Origin of the sequence: Chitinimonas taiwanensis DSM 18899 (assembly GCF_900119825.1) — a bacterium.
Taxonomy (GTDB): Bacteria; Pseudomonadota; Gammaproteobacteria; order Burkholderiales; family Chitinimonadaceae; genus Chitinimonas; species Chitinimonas taiwanensis.
In genome coordinates this window covers 92,438-107,195 of sequence record NZ_FPKR01000005.1, presented here as the reverse complement: position 1 = coordinate 107,195, position 14,758 = coordinate 92,438, and the positions used below count along the sequence as shown (strand labels likewise).

The 14,758-nt window shown below is 62.3% G+C and carries 15 protein-coding genes; 4 read left to right on the top strand and 11 right to left on the bottom strand.

The annotated features are described in order from the left end of the window. The first annotated feature begins 289 nt into the window (after positions 1-289). Positions 290-1,453 carry a hypothetical protein gene (locus BT173_RS07425; protein WP_139256088.1) on the top strand — a complete coding sequence of 388 codons (1,164 nt, stop codon included), beginning with the start codon at positions 290-292 and terminating at the stop codon, positions 1,451-1,453. 46 nt (positions 1,454-1,499) lie between these two features. Then, positions 1,500-2,372: a DMT family transporter gene (locus BT173_RS07420; RefSeq protein ID WP_308417562.1), complete on the top strand. Its 873-nt coding sequence runs from the start codon at positions 1,500-1,502 to the stop codon at positions 2,370-2,372. Positions 2,373-2,378: 6 nt separating this feature from the next. On the opposite strand, the gene BT173_RS07415 is transcribed toward BT173_RS07420, so the two are convergent. Beyond that, positions 2,379-2,954 (bottom strand): thermonuclease family protein, encoded by a 576-nt coding sequence (locus BT173_RS07415; RefSeq protein ID WP_084658310.1) that lies wholly within the window; start codon positions 2,952-2,954, stop codon positions 2,379-2,381. Beyond that, the gene (gene hpnC / locus BT173_RS07410) at positions 2,951-3,790 is read right to left on the bottom strand and encodes a squalene synthase HpnC (protein ID WP_072428004.1); all 840 of its coding nucleotides are present in this window, start codon (positions 3,788-3,790) and stop codon (positions 2,951-2,953) included. The genes BT173_RS07415 and hpnC overlap by 4 nt, the downstream gene beginning before the upstream one ends. A gap of 112 nt (positions 3,791-3,902) precedes the next feature. Here hpnC and BT173_RS07405 point away from each other — a divergent pair, with 112 nt between their 5' ends. After that, positions 3,903-4,205 (top strand): PilZ domain-containing protein, encoded by a 303-nt coding sequence (locus BT173_RS07405; protein WP_217651421.1) that lies wholly within the window; start codon positions 3,903-3,905, stop codon positions 4,203-4,205. A 75-nt stretch (positions 4,206-4,280) separates the two neighbouring features. Here BT173_RS07405 and BT173_RS07400 read toward each other — a convergent pair whose 3' ends face one another. Beyond that, positions 4,281-5,921, bottom strand: a complete 1,641-nt coding sequence (locus BT173_RS07400) for a methyl-accepting chemotaxis protein (protein WP_072428002.1) — start codon at positions 5,919-5,921, stop codon at positions 4,281-4,283. A 121-nt stretch (positions 5,922-6,042) separates the two neighbouring features. On the opposite strand from BT173_RS07400, the gene nudC reads away from it, so the two are divergent. Further along, complete coding sequence (gene nudC, locus BT173_RS07395) at positions 6,043-6,861, top strand: NAD(+) diphosphatase (protein ID WP_072428001.1); 819 nt, start codon at positions 6,043-6,045, stop codon at positions 6,859-6,861. Here the strand turns inward: nudC and BT173_RS07390 are convergent. From BT173_RS07390 to radC, 8 genes are all read right to left on the bottom strand, one after another. Then, positions 6,858-7,616 carry a competence/damage-inducible protein A gene (locus tag BT173_RS07390; protein ID WP_072428000.1) on the bottom strand — a complete coding sequence of 253 codons (759 nt, stop codon included), beginning with the start codon at positions 7,614-7,616 and terminating at the stop codon, positions 6,858-6,860. The two genes, nudC and BT173_RS07390, sit on opposite strands and share 4 nt — an antisense overlap. A gap of 71 nt (positions 7,617-7,687) precedes the next feature. Next, positions 7,688-8,410, bottom strand: a complete 723-nt coding sequence (locus tag BT173_RS07385) for an ABC transporter ATP-binding protein (RefSeq protein WP_139256087.1) — start codon at positions 8,408-8,410, stop codon at positions 7,688-7,690. A gap of 8 nt (positions 8,411-8,418) precedes the next feature. Next, positions 8,419-9,204, bottom strand: coding sequence for an ABC transporter ATP-binding protein (locus BT173_RS07380; protein WP_072427998.1), 786 nt, complete (start codon positions 9,202-9,204; stop codon positions 8,419-8,421). Then, entirely contained in the window at positions 9,197-10,345 is a 1,149-nt protein-coding gene (locus BT173_RS07375; protein WP_072427997.1) for an ABC transporter permease subunit, read from the bottom strand. Before BT173_RS07375 ends, BT173_RS07380 begins: the two co-directional genes overlap by 8 nt. Before the next feature lie 17 nt (positions 10,346-10,362). Further along, positions 10,363-11,292: a branched-chain amino acid ABC transporter permease gene (locus BT173_RS07370; protein WP_072427996.1), complete on the bottom strand. Its 930-nt coding sequence runs from the start codon at positions 11,290-11,292 to the stop codon at positions 10,363-10,365. A 192-nt stretch (positions 11,293-11,484) separates the two neighbouring features. Beyond that, on the bottom strand, positions 11,485-12,723 hold the full coding sequence (locus BT173_RS07365; RefSeq protein WP_072427995.1) for a branched-chain amino acid ABC transporter substrate-binding protein: 1,239 nt from the start codon (positions 12,721-12,723) through the stop codon (positions 11,485-11,487). A gap of 186 nt (positions 12,724-12,909) precedes the next feature. Beyond that, positions 12,910-13,920: an SPM autocatalytic domain-containing protein gene (locus BT173_RS07360; RefSeq protein ID WP_072427994.1), complete on the bottom strand. Its 1,011-nt coding sequence runs from the start codon at positions 13,918-13,920 to the stop codon at positions 12,910-12,912. 76 nt (positions 13,921-13,996) lie between these two features. Then, positions 13,997-14,686: a RadC family protein gene (gene radC, locus BT173_RS07355; RefSeq protein WP_072427993.1), complete on the bottom strand. Its 690-nt coding sequence runs from the start codon at positions 14,684-14,686 to the stop codon at positions 13,997-13,999. Positions 14,687-14,758 lie beyond the last annotated feature (72 nt).

Here is a 14,758-nt window from a genome sequence, read left to right as displayed (position 1 = left end):
CACGGCCCAGAATGAGAAACGGGCGATCCAGTGGATCGCCCGTTTCTTTTTTGCTGGCTAACGTCGCCCGGCTGGTTTTTAATATGGCGCCGGGTCCTGCTGCTGGCTTTGTGGCGGCCGTCGGCTTTGCGCCGGCCAAGAGGAGATTCCCCCTCCTCCCGAGACTTCCTCCTCCTCGGGCGGTAGGGAGAATGTATTGCTTTGGGTGGGGGTGAGTCATCCCCCAAATGGTGGATGGGTCTAAACTTCCGGGTAGAATCGCTTGAATATAACTGCCAGCCTGACCAAAATGCCCGACGCAGAACAACAAGCCGTGGCCGCGAGGGAGCGGGCCAATATGGGCGACAACAAATCTCGTCAATATGATCAATTGGTGACCGCCATCCATGCGGCGGTCTTGGAACCATCCAAGTGGGATGGTTTGCTGCATCGCATCGCCGATACGGTGGGTGCAAGTGCGGCTGGCTTCTGCCTGCGCAATAAGCAGACGGGCGAGCCGATGCGCTGGAATCTGTATGGTTTGAGCGAGCAGGCCATACGCGCCTATCAGGATACTTATCTGGCGACTGATCCTTGGCTATCCATCATCAATCGCAGCCAGGTGGGTGTGTGGGTGGCGGAGCATCAGTATTTCGATGACAGCTATGTCGCCCGCAGCGAGTTCTTCCAGCGCTATATGTTGCCGAATGGCATGCGCCATTTGATCGGCGCGCGGGTATTCGATGACGGCCGCAGTGAGGCGGTGCTGACTTTCCAGCGCGGCCCCGATGCCGATGTGTTTGCGGCGGCCGAGGCGGCTTTCCTGGAGCGCTTGTCGCCCCATATGGAGCTGGCCTGCCGTCTGTCGACCGAGTTCGCACGCCTGAGCATGCAGGCCGCGGTCGCCCGCCAGGCACTCGACCGCTTAGCTGCGCCGATGTGGGTGGCGGATGGGGATGGTCAGGTCATCTTCGCCAACCATGCGGCCGAGCAGGGTGGTATGCCCTGCATCGTGGTGCGCAATGGTCGGGTGACCGCCGAGGGCAGCGGCATGGCCGCCAAACTGTCCACCTTATTGCAGCAGGCGACGCAGCAGGCCGCGCAGAGCGGTGCACTGGCGTTCGAGAATGCCGGCGGTGACCGATTGACGGTGCTGGTGGCACCGCTGCCAGCCGATTCACCACTGGTTGCCGACGGTCGACGCCCGCTGGCCTTGCTGATGGCGCACAACCCGGCGGGGAATGAGGAGCAGCCGCTGGATGTGCTGGCCGCCTTGTATGGTCTTTCGCCGGCTGAATGTCGCCTGGCCGCGCTGATCCTCGAGGGCTGCACCCCGACTGAAGCTGCCGCGCGCCTGACGGTGCAGGTGTCCACCGTGCGTACCCAGCTCAAGTCGATGTTCTGGAAGACGGGTACCCATAGGCAGGCCGAGCTGGTCAAGCTGCTGTCTGGCGCCTTGCTGCTCAAGGCCTGACTATATTCCCGCCGGCTGCGCCGGCGACCGGCATGGGCCAGCTACAATGCCGCCCATGCCTGTTGCCCTGCTTCGATTGCGCCACTCCGGTCCGTTCTGGATGTTGGCCGCCTCCCTGTTGTTCGCCTGCATGGGCGTATTCGTCAAGCTGGGTGCCAGCCAGTTCAGTACCGCCGAGCTGGTCTTCTATCGCTGTCTAGTCGGTTTTCTGGTCATTGGTGCCGTGGTTCTGGCGCGTGGCGGCAGTCTGCGCACGCCCTTGCTGGGCAAGCATCTGAGCCGCGGCGTGGCTGGCACGCTGGCGCTGGCGCTTTACTTCTACGCAATTGCCCATCTGCCGCTGGCGACGGCGGTGACGCTCAACTACACCTCGCCCTTATTCTTCGCCCTGTTGACCACTTTCTGGCTGCACGAGCGACCGTCGCGCAAGCTGCTGGCCGCGTTGGGGCTGGGTTTTGTCGGCGTGGTCCTGCTGTTGCAGCCCACCTTCAGTCGTGAGCAGTGGTTGGCGGGTTTGCTCGGGCTGGCTTCTGGCTTTGGCGCCGGGGTGGCCTATCTGAATGTGCGCATGCTGGGCGAGGCCGGTGAGCCTGAATGGCGCACGGTGTTCTACTTCTCGCTGATTGCCACCGTGGCGGCCGGTATAGGCATGTTGTTCGACCGCTTCAGTCCGCTGCGCTGGGACAATATCGGCATTCTGCTGGGCATGGGCGCCTGCGCCACGGCGGCGCAGCTGGCCATGACCCGCGCCTACCGGATGGGGCGCACGCTGGTGGTGGCCAGCCTTGCCTATGTAACCGTGCTGTGCGCCAGCCTGTTTGGCATGCTGCTGTTCGGTGATGTGCTGGGTCTGGACAGCTGGCTGGCGATGTTATTGATCATCGCCAGCGGTGTGCTCACGCTGCGTAGCGGGCGCTAAGCACCGCTATCTGCGCTGCTGGCGGTAATCCCACGGTGCTTGCGGTCTTGCCTGCTGCCAGAGACCGACGCCTTGCTGGCGTGCCTCGGTTTGCAGCTGCTGGTAGCGCTGGAAATGGGCGGGCGCCTGGTCACGCTGGGCGTAATGCACATAGTGCCAGGCAAGGCCTGCTGCCAGCTGCTCAGCGCTGATGTCGCGACCAGCTTGGCTGACCTCGCCCAGCACGCGCCCGTACTTGTCCTCGCCGTTAACCTTGACGGTGATCGGCTTGCCGAACACCAGCTGGGCCAGATGCTGACGTGCGCGCGTGCCATAGGGCTGGGCATGTTCCGGCGCATCAATGAAAGCCAGCCGCACGCGATGGGTCTGGCTGCTGGCATCGAGCAGTTCCAGAGTATCGCCATCCTGTACGCCGACCACGCGGCCCTGCAGGCTGGCGCTGAGGGCAGCATCCAGCGGACGGGCGCTCAGCTCGCCCTGCCATAGCGCGTAGCCGGCCACGGCCAGTGCCGCCAGTGCGCTGAGTCGGCCCGCCCAGCCGCGCGCGGTAAACAGGCGCAACAAGAGTTCGAACAGCCTCATGAGCGTATCCGCTTCGGGAACAGGGCGCGCAGCAGCAGCAAGGGCCAGTCATGCGCACGCAGGCGTGGGCGTTGGTGGAATACATCGTAGCCGCAGGCCTGGGTTTTCTTCAGGATGGCATCGCCACCCAGGATGGTCAGGCGGATTTCCAGTCCGAGCCGGCCGGGTAGGGCCAGGCCGAGCGGCGAGCCGGCGCGCAACATGCGGCGCGTACGGTCAACCTGAAAAGCCATCAGTGCGCGCCAGTTGTCGTCCACCGTCCCGGCCGCAATCTGCGCTTCACTCACTCCAAAGCGCGCCAACTCGTCCTGTGGCAGGTAAATCCGCCCCTTCCGCCAGTCGATGGCGACGTCCTGCCAGAAATTGATCAACTGCAGCGCGGCGCAGATGCCGTCCGACCAGGCTAGATGGCGGGTGCTGGCACGCCCAGCGATATGCAGCACGATGCGCCCGACCGGGTTGGCCGAGCGACGTGCGTACTGCATCACTTCACCGAAGTCGGCAAAGCGCGTCTTCACCACATCCTGGGCAAACGCATCGAGCAGGTCGTGGAACAGCTGCAGCGGCACCTGGTGTGGGATCAGCACCTGATCGCGCAGATCGCGGAACAGCGCGCTCTGCGGTGGCTGCTCGGCCGCAATGCGATTGAGCTCGGCACGAAAGCCGTCCAGCAGCGCCAGCCTCTCGGCCGGGCTGCGCTCGCCCTCATCGGCGAAGTCGTCGGCGCTGCGGGCAAAGCGGTAGACCACCGCAATCGGCTTGCGCATGGCGGCGGGCAGCAAGAGCGAGGCGACGGGGAAGTTCTCGTAATGATCGATGGCATAGGCTTCAGACATAGCGGCGGATTATAAGGTGCCGCCTGGCCCGTGCGTATTGGCATCACAATCTTATTCAGCTTATGCTTATGCAATGAGTCGCGGCTAAGCGACAACGATGGGGAGATATGTCTTGAGCCGTGAATCACGCCGCTCTCGCCGCGTGCCGGTTACCTGCCCGGCGCGCATCCGTACGCTAGGGCAGGGGCCTAGTTATTACGGCACCTGTACCGATTTATCGGTAGCCGGATTGACCGTGCAATCGAGCTTTGTGCCGCGCCCGGATGAGGAGCTGGAAGTGACGGTCATGGCGCCGCGCGCCGGCCAGCTGGCCGCGGCACCCATGGTGGCCAGAGTGCGGGTGCGCCGCTGCCATGCGCTCGAGCAAAGCGAGGTGTATGAGATCGGTATGGAGATCATGGAAGTGCTCAGCTAGCTTTGCTGGCCTGGCATGAAAACGGCGCCCCGGTGGCGCCGTTTTGCTTGGTCTGCTCGTAGCTTGCAGCGGTATTTACTCGGTGCGGAAGCTGGCCAGGGTGCCATCCAGCCGTGCCGAGGTGACCCCGAGCTCACGTGCCGCCGCCCCCATGCCCTCAGCCTGATCGCGGTTGGTCTGCATGGTCTGGTTCAGGCCGCTCAGGGTCGCGCGGATGGCCTCCACGGCCTGGCGGGCGGCTTCAGCATCGCTGGCGGTATCGCCCACCACGCCACTGGTCTGCGCCATCAGCTCGGCGGTGCTGGCAATCGCCTCGTCCACGGTATTGGATGCCTGCACCAGACCGTCGATCTGGCGCGCCTGTTCATTGACCTGGGCGCTGGTGGCCTCAATGGTGGCCAGAATGCGCGTGACCATGGCATTGGTTTTGCCCAGCGTCTCCTGGGTCTGGCCGGCCAGCTTGCGCACCTCGTCCGCCACCACGGCAAAGCCGCGCCCCTGTTCGCCCGCGCGGGCTGCTTCAATGGCGGCATTCAGAGCGAGCAGATTGGTCTGCTCGGAAATCTCAGCGATGGTGCGCAGGATGCTGGTGATTTCGCGCACATTCTCCGACAGGGTCTTGAAGGCGCCGGTGAACTCGCGATTGGCCTGTGCGCCGGCCTCAATCTGGCCGGCCATCGCATCGATCTGCTGGCGCGCCTCGCTGAGCTTAGCCTCGACGGCGCCGATATCGCGCCGTAAGCCTGCCGCGCGCTCGGCCGAGTTGGCGGTGGCATGGGCAATCTCATCGGCGCGACGGGTCACTTCATCCAGCTCCTCGGCCGCGTGCACGGTGTCTTCGGCGATGGTGCCAGTCTGGCGGGCGAACTCCTGTGACAGGCGCGCATTGTCATTCGCGCCATGTTTAGCCTCGGTTAGCGCGACGCGGAAGCTGCTCATCAATTCATTCAGATTGCGGGCGATCCTACCCAGCTCATCCTTCTGACTGGCATCCACCTGCAGGCTCAGATTCTTGTCCCGTGCGATCGCTTCGATGGTGCGGCCGATATCCTGCACGCGCCGCACAATCAGATTGGCCAGCAGGAAGCACACCACCATGCCCAGCCCAAAGCCCAGTGCGCCGATGCCCATCGACTGCAGCAGGGTGGCGCGCAGCTCCGCCTTGACATGGTCGATGCGTACATCGGCACCAATCATGTATTCATACCCTTGCTCAGTCTTCAGTGGTAGGAAGACAGAGCGGAAATAGCCGTACTGGTCGGTGTACTCGTCATAGGTCTCGCTGCGGGTGGCGAAGGCGCGCTTCAGGCCGGCGCTGGGCTCATACACCGAGAAGTGTTTGCCGTATTTGTCGGCCTTCTTCTCTTCCTCGCTGAAGGCATCGGCCAGGTAGACGACCTTGCCCTCGTGCATGCCCATCGCGTACAGATAGGCGAGGCCGACCTTGCCAGACAGATCCTTGAGCCGTGCGCCGGTACGCGTGTATTCACTATCCGAGATGCTGCCGGCCGATTTGGCTCTTTGCAGATAGTTCTCGGTGATCAGATCGGGGGCGGCGTTGGCGGCGGCAATCAGGCGCCCGTCGATGCCGGCCAGGATGGCCTGCGACTTCAAGTGATAGGCATAGCCGGTATACAGCAGGCCGGTAATCAGGTTGGCCACGAAGAACATGGCGAGCAGTTTTGCCTTCAGTGACCAATCGTGCAGCTTGAACATCTTGCCTCCCGGCCTGTGGTGTTTTGCCCCCTGATGGGAGCTCTGACTATAGGTGATCCATCCGGCGGTGGACGCCAACCTGCGGCGTATACTGCCGTTTTTTACGTGCAAACCCAAGACGATGGCCCGTTTCGAAGCGGCGCTTGTTGCCAGCGCCCCCGCCAGCCCGCTGCGCTGGCAATTCACTTTCCTGGCCGGCAAGCTGCTCTTGCCCGAGGGAGAAACGCTGCAACTTCAGCCGCTGGCAGCGGCGGCTGCGCCCCTGCTCAGCGCAGATGCCCACTATCTGGGACGCCTAGAGGGGGTGGACTGCTGGGCCTTGAGCGTGAGCGAGCTGCCGCCCGGCTGGCAGGCCGTATCGCTGCGTGCGGCCATGCTGGCCATGCCGGAGGCGCTGCTGGCGGTAGCTGCACGTGCGGCACAGCTGATCGAGTGGGATCGCGCGCATCGCTTTTGCGGCGTGTGTGGCACGCCCACCCTGCGCAAGGGCGACGAGCGCTGCCGCATCTGTCCGGCCTGTCAGCACCTAGCCTATCCGCGTCTAAGCCCGGCCATGATGGCGCTGGTCTGGCGTGGGCGTGAGCTGCTCTTGGCTCGCTCGCCCGGCTTTGCGCCCGGCATTTACAGCGCGCTGGCCGGCTTCGTCGAGGCGGGCGAATCGCTCGAGCAATGTGTGCTGCGCGAGGTGGCTGAGGAGGTCGGGGTGCAGGTCGGGCGTCTGCAGTACTACGGCAGCCAGAGCTGGCCCTTCCCGCATAGTTTGATGGTCGCCTATACCGCGCAGTGGCAGGCGGGCGAGATCGTGCCGCAGGCAGGTGAGATCGAGGATGCGCAATGGTTCGATATCGATGCGCTGCCCGCCATCCCGCCGCGCTTTAGCATCGCCGGCCATCTGATCCGCGATACGGTGGCGCGCCTAAAGAGCGGCGAGCTGGCTTAACTGCCGGCCGGGCGCAAGATCGTGTAGCCGGCTGCGGCCAGCGTGGCGGCCCAAGTCGCGTTGGCTGCTTCTGCTGCGGCGGGCGGGCCGCTAAGCGAGAACTCGATATGAGGTCCAGCATGGCGTGCATTGCCATAGCTGGGCAGGCAGGAGAAGGCGAGGGTAGGGTGGGCGGCGACAAAGCTTTCCATCAGGCTGATCAGATCGCCCTCCTTGGCATCGGGCACGATGAAGCTGACCGTTTGCCTTACCTCGCCCAGACCGGCGTAATGCTGATCGAGCACCCAGCGCGCCATTGGCCAGGCCATTTCCGGAAAGCCGGGCAGGAAATGATGTTGGTCGAGCGAGAAGCCGGCCACCTGATTAACCGGATTCGGAATCAGTGTGCTGCCGGCCGGCAATTGCGCCATCTTGATTCGATGCGGATAGGCGCTCGTGCCGAAGCGTGCCTCGATCAGCGCGGTAGCCTCCGGGTGCTGCAGCAGTTCCAGCCCTGCCGCCTGGGCTGCGGCGAGGCGGGTGTGATCATCGGGCGTGGCACCGATGCCGCCGAAACTGAACACGCAGGCGCCGCTGGCCAGGGTATCGCGGTAGAGCGCGCGCTGCGCGGCCAGGTCGTCGCCGATATAGCGTGCCCAGGCTAGGGTCAGACCGCGCTCGTTCAAGGTCTGGGCGATAAAGGCCAAGTGTTTGTCGGCCCGTCGGCCGGAGAGGATTTCATCGCCGACGATGACGGCGCCGAATAGCTTGGACATGGGCTGATTTCCCGAGGCTGGAATGAAAAACGGCCCGCAGTAGCGGGCCGTTCAGTGTGCCATGGCTGGGTTTATTCACCCAGATAGGCGTGCTGGACCTTTTCATTGGCCAGCAGATTCTCGGCGCTGTCGGCATAGGTGATCTTGCCGCTTTCCATCACATAACCGCGGTTGGCGGTCTTCAGCGCCAGCTTGGCGTTCTGCTCGACCAGCAGCATGGTCACGCCTTCACTGGCGATCTGACGGATGATCTCGAAGATTTTCTGCACGATGATCGGCGCCAGACCCATCGATGGCTCATCCAGCAGCAGGAGCTTGGGGCGGGCCAGGATGGCGCGGCCCATGGCCACCATCTGCTGCTCGCCACCCGACAGGGTGCCGGCCAGCTGCTTGTAGCGCTCTTTCAGACGCGGGAACAGCGTGTAGACGCGGGCCAGATCGTTCTGGATCTCGGCCTTGTCATTGCGGTAGTAGGCGCCCATCAAGAGGTTCTCTTCCACGGTCAGACGCGGGAAGATGCCGCGGCCTTCCGGCACCATGGACAGACCACGCGACACATAGTGGTAGACCGGGATGCGCGAGGTGTCCTGACCGTCGTACAGGATGGTGCCGGCAGCCGGCTTGACCATGCCGACCAGGGTTTTCAGCGTGGTGGTCTTGCCGGCACCGTTGGCACCGATCAAGGCTACCAGCTCACCCTGCTTGATTTCGAGGTCGATGCCCTTCACTGCCTGAATGCCGCCGTAAGCGACCTGCAGACCCTTTACTTCCAGCAATTTCTTTTCGTTGCTCATGCTCATCCTCAATCCGGCGTGGCGCCGAGATAGGCCTCGATCACGCGCGGGTCGTTCTTGACGACTTCCGGCACCCCTTCGGCAATCTTCTTGCCGTAGTCGAGCACGGCGATGCGATCGCACAAGCCCATCATCAGTTTCACATCGTGTTCGATCAGCAGGATGGTCACGCCATCGGCACGGATCTTTTCCATCAGACGCTTCAGGTCGTCGGTTTCCTTGCCGTTCATGCCGGCGGCCGGTTCGTCCAGGGCCAGCAGTTGTGGGTCAGTTGCCAAAGCGCGGGCGATTTCCAGACGGCGTTGATCACCGTAGGACAGGTTCTTGGCGTGCTCCTCGGCATGCTTGCGGATGCCGACATAGTCGAGCAGTGCCAGCGAGCGGGCACGAATCGCGGCTTCCTCGGCCTTCGTGCCCGGATTGCGGAACACCGCACCGATCACGCCCGCCTTGGTACGCACATGGCGGCCGACCATCACGTTCTCCAGCGCCGTCATATTGTGAAACAGGCGGATGTTCTGGAAGGTGCGTGCAATGCCGCTTTCCACCACCACATTCGGCTTCTGGCGGAACAGATCGATGCCCTTGAAGGTGAACTTGCCTTCATCGGGCTGATACAGGCCCGTCAGCACATTGAACAGCGTGGTCTTGCCGGCGCCGTTCGGGCCGATCAGGCCGTAGATCTCGCCCTTGTTGATCGACAGCGCCACATCATTCAGTGCATGCAGGCCGCCAAAGCGCTTGTGAATACCGGTGATTTCCAGCAGCAACTCGGTCTTTGCTTGATTAGCCATGAGCGGCCTCCTTGGCGGCGGCTGCAGCGGCCGCTTCTTCATCTTGCTCGTGCAGTTCTGCCTTGCGGCGTTTGGACGGCCACAGGCCTTCCGGACGGACCAGCATCACGAAGATCAGCGCCAAGCCGAACAGCAGCATGCGCAGGTTTTCCGGGTTGACCACACGCTCGCCCAAGAGCTTATCCTGCAGCGGGTTCACCACATCGCGCAGCACTTCCGGGGTCAGGAACAGCAGGATGGCACCCAGGATCACGCCCGGGATATGGCCCATGCCGCCCAGCACCACCATGGCCAGCACCACGATGGATTCCATCAGGATGAAGCTTTCCGGCGAGACGAAGCCCTGGAAGCTGGCGAACATCGCGCCCGACACGCCACCAAAGGAGGCGCCCATGGCGAAGGCAAGCAGCTTCACATTGCGGGTATTGATACCCATCGCCTGTGCGGCGATCTCGTCCTCGCGAATCGCGACCCAGGCGCGGCCGATACGCGAGCTTTGCAGGCGGATGGACACGATGATGATCAGGATGGCGAGGGCCAGGAACAGGTAGTAGTAGAGGTGCACATTGCGGAACTCGATGCCGAACACCGTGATCGCCTGCGAGAACTTGTGGCCGAACAGGGAGACCGGTTCGATCAGGTTCACGCCTTGCGGGCCATTGGTGATATTGATCGGGCGATCGAGGTTGTTCATGAACAGGCGCACGATCTCACCGAAGCCCAGCGTCACGATGGCCAGGTAGTCACCACGCAGCTTCAGGGTGGGCGAGCCGAGCAGCACGCCAAAGATACCGGCCATCAGCGCGGCCAGCGGCAGCACCACCAGCAGTGGCATATGCAGCAGCCACTCGAAGCCAGTACCGGCCAGCATGCCGGCCAGATGCGGCGAGTTCAGCAGCGCGTAGACATAGGCGCCCACCGCGTAGAAGGCGATGTAACCCAGGTCGAGCAGACCGGCATAGCCGACCACGATGTTCAGACCCAGCGCCAGCATGATGTAGAGCATGGCCAGATCGAGGTTACGGATCCAGGTATTGCCCAGGGTGGCGCCCATGACGAAGGGCAGCACCGCCAGCACCACGGCGAAGATCGCCATGCCGATGAAGGCGGTGGCCTTGCTTTGTTTATTGATGGCAAACATTTATCTGTCTCTCCCGATCAGGCGCGTTCAGCAACGCGTTCGCCCAACAGACCGCTGGGGCGGAACACCAACACCAGGATCAGCACCATGAAGGCGAAGATGTCCTGATAGTGGCTACCGAGTACGCCGCCGGTGAGCGGACCAAGATAGCCGGCGCCCACGCTTTCGATGATGCCGAGCAGGATGCCGCCAGCCACTGCGCCGCCCAGATTGCCAATCCCACCCAGCACGGCGGCGGTAAAGGCTTTCAGGCCGATCATGAAGCCCATGGTCGGGTAGGCGAGGCCATAATTGGCACCGACCATCACGCCGGCGATGGCACCCAGGCCCGAGCCGATCACGAAGGTCATCGAGATCACATAGTTGATATTGACGCCCATCAAACCGGCTACCGCCTGGTTCATGGATACTGCGCGCATTGCACGGCCGAGCTTGGTCTTTTCCACCATCAGGAGCAGGCCGGCCATGATCAGGATGGCCAGGACGACAATGACGATCTGCAGATCGGTGATCACGGCACCAAAGAAGTTGTGCGGATCATGCGGCAGCAAATCGGGGAAGGAGCGGGGGTTGTTTTTCCAGATCAGCACCGCAATCTGTTGCAGTACGATGGAAATACCGATCGCGGTAATCAGCGGTGCCAGGCGCGGTGCCTTGCGCAGCGGGCGGTAGGCGACACGTTCGATCACGAAACCGATCAGCATCGTGATCGGAATGGCAATCAGGAGACCGCCGATGACCAGTACCGGGCCGGGCAGGCCGACACCCGTGGCGGAGAGAACGCTGATGGCCGAGATGGTAATCATGGCACCCATCATCACGATTTCGCCGTGGGCGAAATTGATCAGCTGCAGGATGCCGTAAACCATGGTGTAGCCAAGGGCGATCAGCGCATAAATGCTGCCGACCACCAAACCATTGATGAGTTGCTGGATGAAAATGTCCACGCGTTGACTCCTCGTCTTGTTGCGTGTGGGAAAGCGATTCGCGCTGCGAATGACAGGCGAAACCCCTCGCGCCCTATGGATTTTATATTTAGGCGCGGCCGGATTGTGACCGGGGTATGAATACAGTTGTAGTTGGGGAAAACCGGAAGTGAAAAAGGCGGCATCTTTCGATGCCGCCTTTTTCTTTAGAACTTACTGCTTAGGGGCTTCTGCAGGGGCTGCGGCCGCTGCGTCAGCTGCTGCCGGGGCGGGGCCGCCCACGGTAGCCACGGCTTCCCAGGCGCCATTCTTCACCTGGTAAACGGTCACTTGACCGCCAACGATATCGCCCTTGTCGTCAAACTTGATCGGGCCGGTCACGCCGGTGTAATCGGTCTTGGCCATTTCTGGCAGGTACTTGGCCGGGTCAGCCGAACCAGCACGCTTCATGGCTTCCACCATCACGCGGGTAGCGTCATAGGTGAACGGTGCGTAGATCTGGATTTCGGTATTGAACTTGGCCTTGTACTTGTCGTTGAAGGCAGCGAAGCCGGGCATCTTGTCCTTCGGCATGCCCGGTTGCGAAGCGTACTGGCCTTCCGCATTGTCGCCAGCCAGCTTGATGTACTCGCCGGTCTGGAAGCCGTCGCCACCGATGACCTTGGCAGCAATGCCCAGCTTCTTCAGCTGTTGGGTCAGCGGGCCGGCTTGGGCATCCATACCGCCGTAGAAGATCACGTCCGGCTTCTTGCCCTTGATGGTGGTCAGGATGGCCATGAAGTCGGTGGCCTGGTTGGTGGTGAATTCACGACCCACCACAGTCACGCCCTTGGCCTTGGCGGCCTTTTCGAACTCATCTGCCAGACCTTGGCCGTAGGCGGTACGGTCGTCGATGATGGCGACCTTCTTGGCCTTCAGCGTGGTGGCGGCGAATTCGCCCAGCGCGCCGCCCTGGGCCACGTCGTTGGCGATCACGCGGAAGGCGGTCTTGAAGCCTTGCTGCGTGTAAGCCGGGTTGGTGGCGGACGGGGAGATTTGCGGGATGCCTGCGTCGGAGTAGATCTTCGAAGCCGGGATGGTGGTGCCCGAGTTCAAGTGGCCGATCACGCCGGCAACCTTGGCGTCCACGAAGCGCTGAGCCACGGTGGTGGCTGTCTTCGGGTCGGCCTGGTCGTCTTCCGACAGCATTTCAAACTTGACCTTCTGGCCGCCGATTTCAACACCTTCGGTGTTCAGCTCGTCGATTGCCAGGCGGACGCCGTTCTCGTTGTCCTTGCCCAGGTGGGCGATATTGCCGGTCAGCGGCGCGGCGTGGCCGATCTTGACGATTACTTCGCTGGGTGCGGCAGCAGCCGGAGCGGCGGCTTCCGGAGCGGGTGCTTCTTCTTTATTGCCGCAGGCGGCAAGCGCCAGTACGGCGGAGGCAATCAGGCTGTAACGAGCCAAGGTCATCTAAGTTCCCCTTTTGACAAAACCGGTATTCCGATGGATAAGCGCCGCGCCGGTTGGCGGACGCTCTTTCAAGCCAAAATGCGCTCGGAATATTGCGCCCGAGTTTTCGCGCTTGTCAACGAAGTGACCATGGGGTGTTGCGCGCCTGAATGCCGCTTGCAACAAGGCTTTGCGGCGAGTGCCCATTCAGACGACCAGGTCGACCTGCTGCAAGGTGCCCAGTTGACCATCTTCATGCAAAAACACGCCCGAGCGACGTATCTGTCCATGTTCTTGATTTGATGGGTCAGTAAGCGAAAAGTCGCTGCGGGCATTACCCAGATAGAGTGCGCCGATGCCCATCTGGGTCAGATTCTGCAGCTGCAGCTGGCCTTGCTCATCTTCAAACCACAGCTGCAGCTTGCCCCAGACTGTGTCGTTTTCATCAATCCAGCCATTGCCGTCTTCGTCGTATTCGTTCAAGTCGGCAAAGCCATTGCCGCTTTGGGCGCCAAACAGCTCGCGGCCATCATTGATCTGGCCATCCTGGTTATGGTCGAGCGCCAGATAGGCGCTGCCCTGGCCAAGCATGGCGATCTGCTCCTCCCTGCCATCGGCGTCCAGGTCGAAGCTCAGCTTGCTTTGCTGCAGGCTGGCGGAGGCGGCAGCAAAATTCAGCACCAGCGGGTCTTTCTTCTGTGCTGGGCTGCCGATCTGCAAGCGGGTCTCGCTGATCTGATGGAACTCGCGATATAGATCGAGCACAGCGCTGAAGTGAATCTGCCGCCCGTCTTCAGCCTGAACCTCTCCCTGGGCGCTGAACTGGGTGTGTTCCGTCTCATGCAGCACTTCCACGCGCTGATATTCGACTCGCCATGCTGTGGCGCTGGGTGAGGGCTGGGGCGTAGCGGGGGTGCTGCGAATTGCTTCGCCGCTGGGCACGATATCGTCGAGGTTTAACTCGCGGCCGGTCAGCTTCTTGATCAGCTGCTGGATCAGTGACCAGAGTGGATGGCTGGCCAGCTGTGCGCGCAGATCCAGACCGGCCTCGCCGGGTGGCTTGTTCAGCCCTTCATTGGATAGCGTGACCGTGCTGCTGGCTGGGGGAGGCGGTGGAGGAGGGGGCGGCGTTTCCTGCTGCAACCGCGTCTGCACAAAGTGCTGGCGCATGGCCGTGCGCTGGCCCGTCAGCGCTAGCTGGGCTTGCTGGATCTTCATGATTTTTCTCCTGGCCGCCTGTCTCGGCCTTATGAGGAGAAATATCGGCAGCCAGCCTGCCAACTTGATGATCTATCTAATTATTATGTGCGCCGATCAGGCCGCGTTCGGCCAGCGAGATCGCTTCGGCCGGGGTGACGACAAAATGGTCGAGCAGTTGCACCTCGATCAGCTGCAGCGCGCGCCCCAGTTGCTCAGTCAGGCTGATGTCGGCGGCGCTCGGTTCGGCCAGTCCGGAGGGGTGGTTGTGGGCCACGATCAGCGCGGCAGCGTTCAAGGCCAGTGCGCGCTTGGCCAGTTCGCGCGGGTGTACGGCGGCCTGGTCGAGTGTGCCGCGGAACAGGACCTCGGCGGCGAGCAGCCGGTGCTGCTTATTCAAGAACAGTACGCCGAAGGTTTCGCGTGTTTCGCCGCCCAGCCACAGGCGCAGATAGTCGCGCACGGCGGCGGGTCGATTCAGCGTGCGCGGCTGGCTTAATTCCTCTTGCAGGGCGCGACGGCTCATTTCCAGCACGGCCTGCAGCTGGGCGAATTTGGCTTCGCCCATGCCAACCACCTCGGTCAGTGTGTCCTGGCTGGCACTGAATAGCTGGGTTAGTGAACCAAAGCGTTGCAGCAGCTCGCGCGCCAGGTCGACCGCGCTTTTGCCGGGCAGGCCAACGCGCAGAAAGATGGCCAGCAACTCGGCATCCGACAGGCTGGCGGCACCACGCCGCAGCAGCTTTTCCCTCGGTCGTTCATCGGCAGGCCAGTCGGTAATGGGCATGGCGTTTGGGCGGGCTTGGGCAATGCTTTACACTTTCGGCGCTGCATCTTTATTTGCAAAGGAATTTTCATG

Bases quoted from the DNA above. Each gene is read 5' to 3' on its own strand.
- BT173_RS07420 (WP_308417562.1), top strand. From the start codon at position 1,500: ATGCCGCCCATGCCTGTTGCCCTGCTTCGATTGCGCCACTCCGGTCCG.
- BT173_RS07360 (WP_072427994.1), bottom strand. From the start codon at position 13,920: ATGAAGATCCAGCAAGCCCAGCTAGCGCTGACGGGCCAGCGCACGGCC.
- nudC (WP_072428001.1), top strand. From the start codon at position 6,043: ATGGCCCGTTTCGAAGCGGCGCTTGTTGCCAGCGCCCCCGCCAGCCCG.
- BT173_RS07425 (WP_139256088.1), top strand. From the start codon at position 290: ATGCCCGACGCAGAACAACAAGCCGTGGCCGCGAGGGAGCGGGCCAAT.
- radC (WP_072427993.1), bottom strand. From the start codon at position 14,686: ATGCCCATTACCGACTGGCCTGCCGATGAACGACCGAGGGAAAAGCTG.
- BT173_RS07385 (WP_139256087.1), bottom strand. From the start codon at position 8,410: ATGAGCAACGAAAAGAAATTGCTGGAAGTAAAGGGTCTGCAGGTCGCT.
- BT173_RS07380 (WP_072427998.1), bottom strand. From the start codon at position 9,204: ATGGCTAATCAAGCAAAGACCGAGTTGCTGCTGGAAATCACCGGTATT.
- BT173_RS07415 (WP_084658310.1), bottom strand. From the start codon at position 2,954: ATGAGGCTGTTCGAACTCTTGTTGCGCCTGTTTACCGCGCGCGGCTGG.
- BT173_RS07400 (WP_072428002.1), bottom strand. From the start codon at position 5,921: ATGTTCAAGCTGCACGATTGGTCACTGAAGGCAAAACTGCTCGCCATG.
- BT173_RS07375 (WP_072427997.1), bottom strand. From the start codon at position 10,345: ATGTTTGCCATCAATAAACAAAGCAAGGCCACCGCCTTCATCGGCATG.
- hpnC (WP_072428004.1), bottom strand. From the start codon at position 3,790: ATGTCTGAAGCCTATGCCATCGATCATTACGAGAACTTCCCCGTCGCC.
- BT173_RS07365 (WP_072427995.1), bottom strand. From the start codon at position 12,723: ATGACCTTGGCTCGTTACAGCCTGATTGCCTCCGCCGTACTGGCGCTT.
- BT173_RS07390 (WP_072428000.1), bottom strand. From the start codon at position 7,616: ATGTCCAAGCTATTCGGCGCCGTCATCGTCGGCGATGAAATCCTCTCC.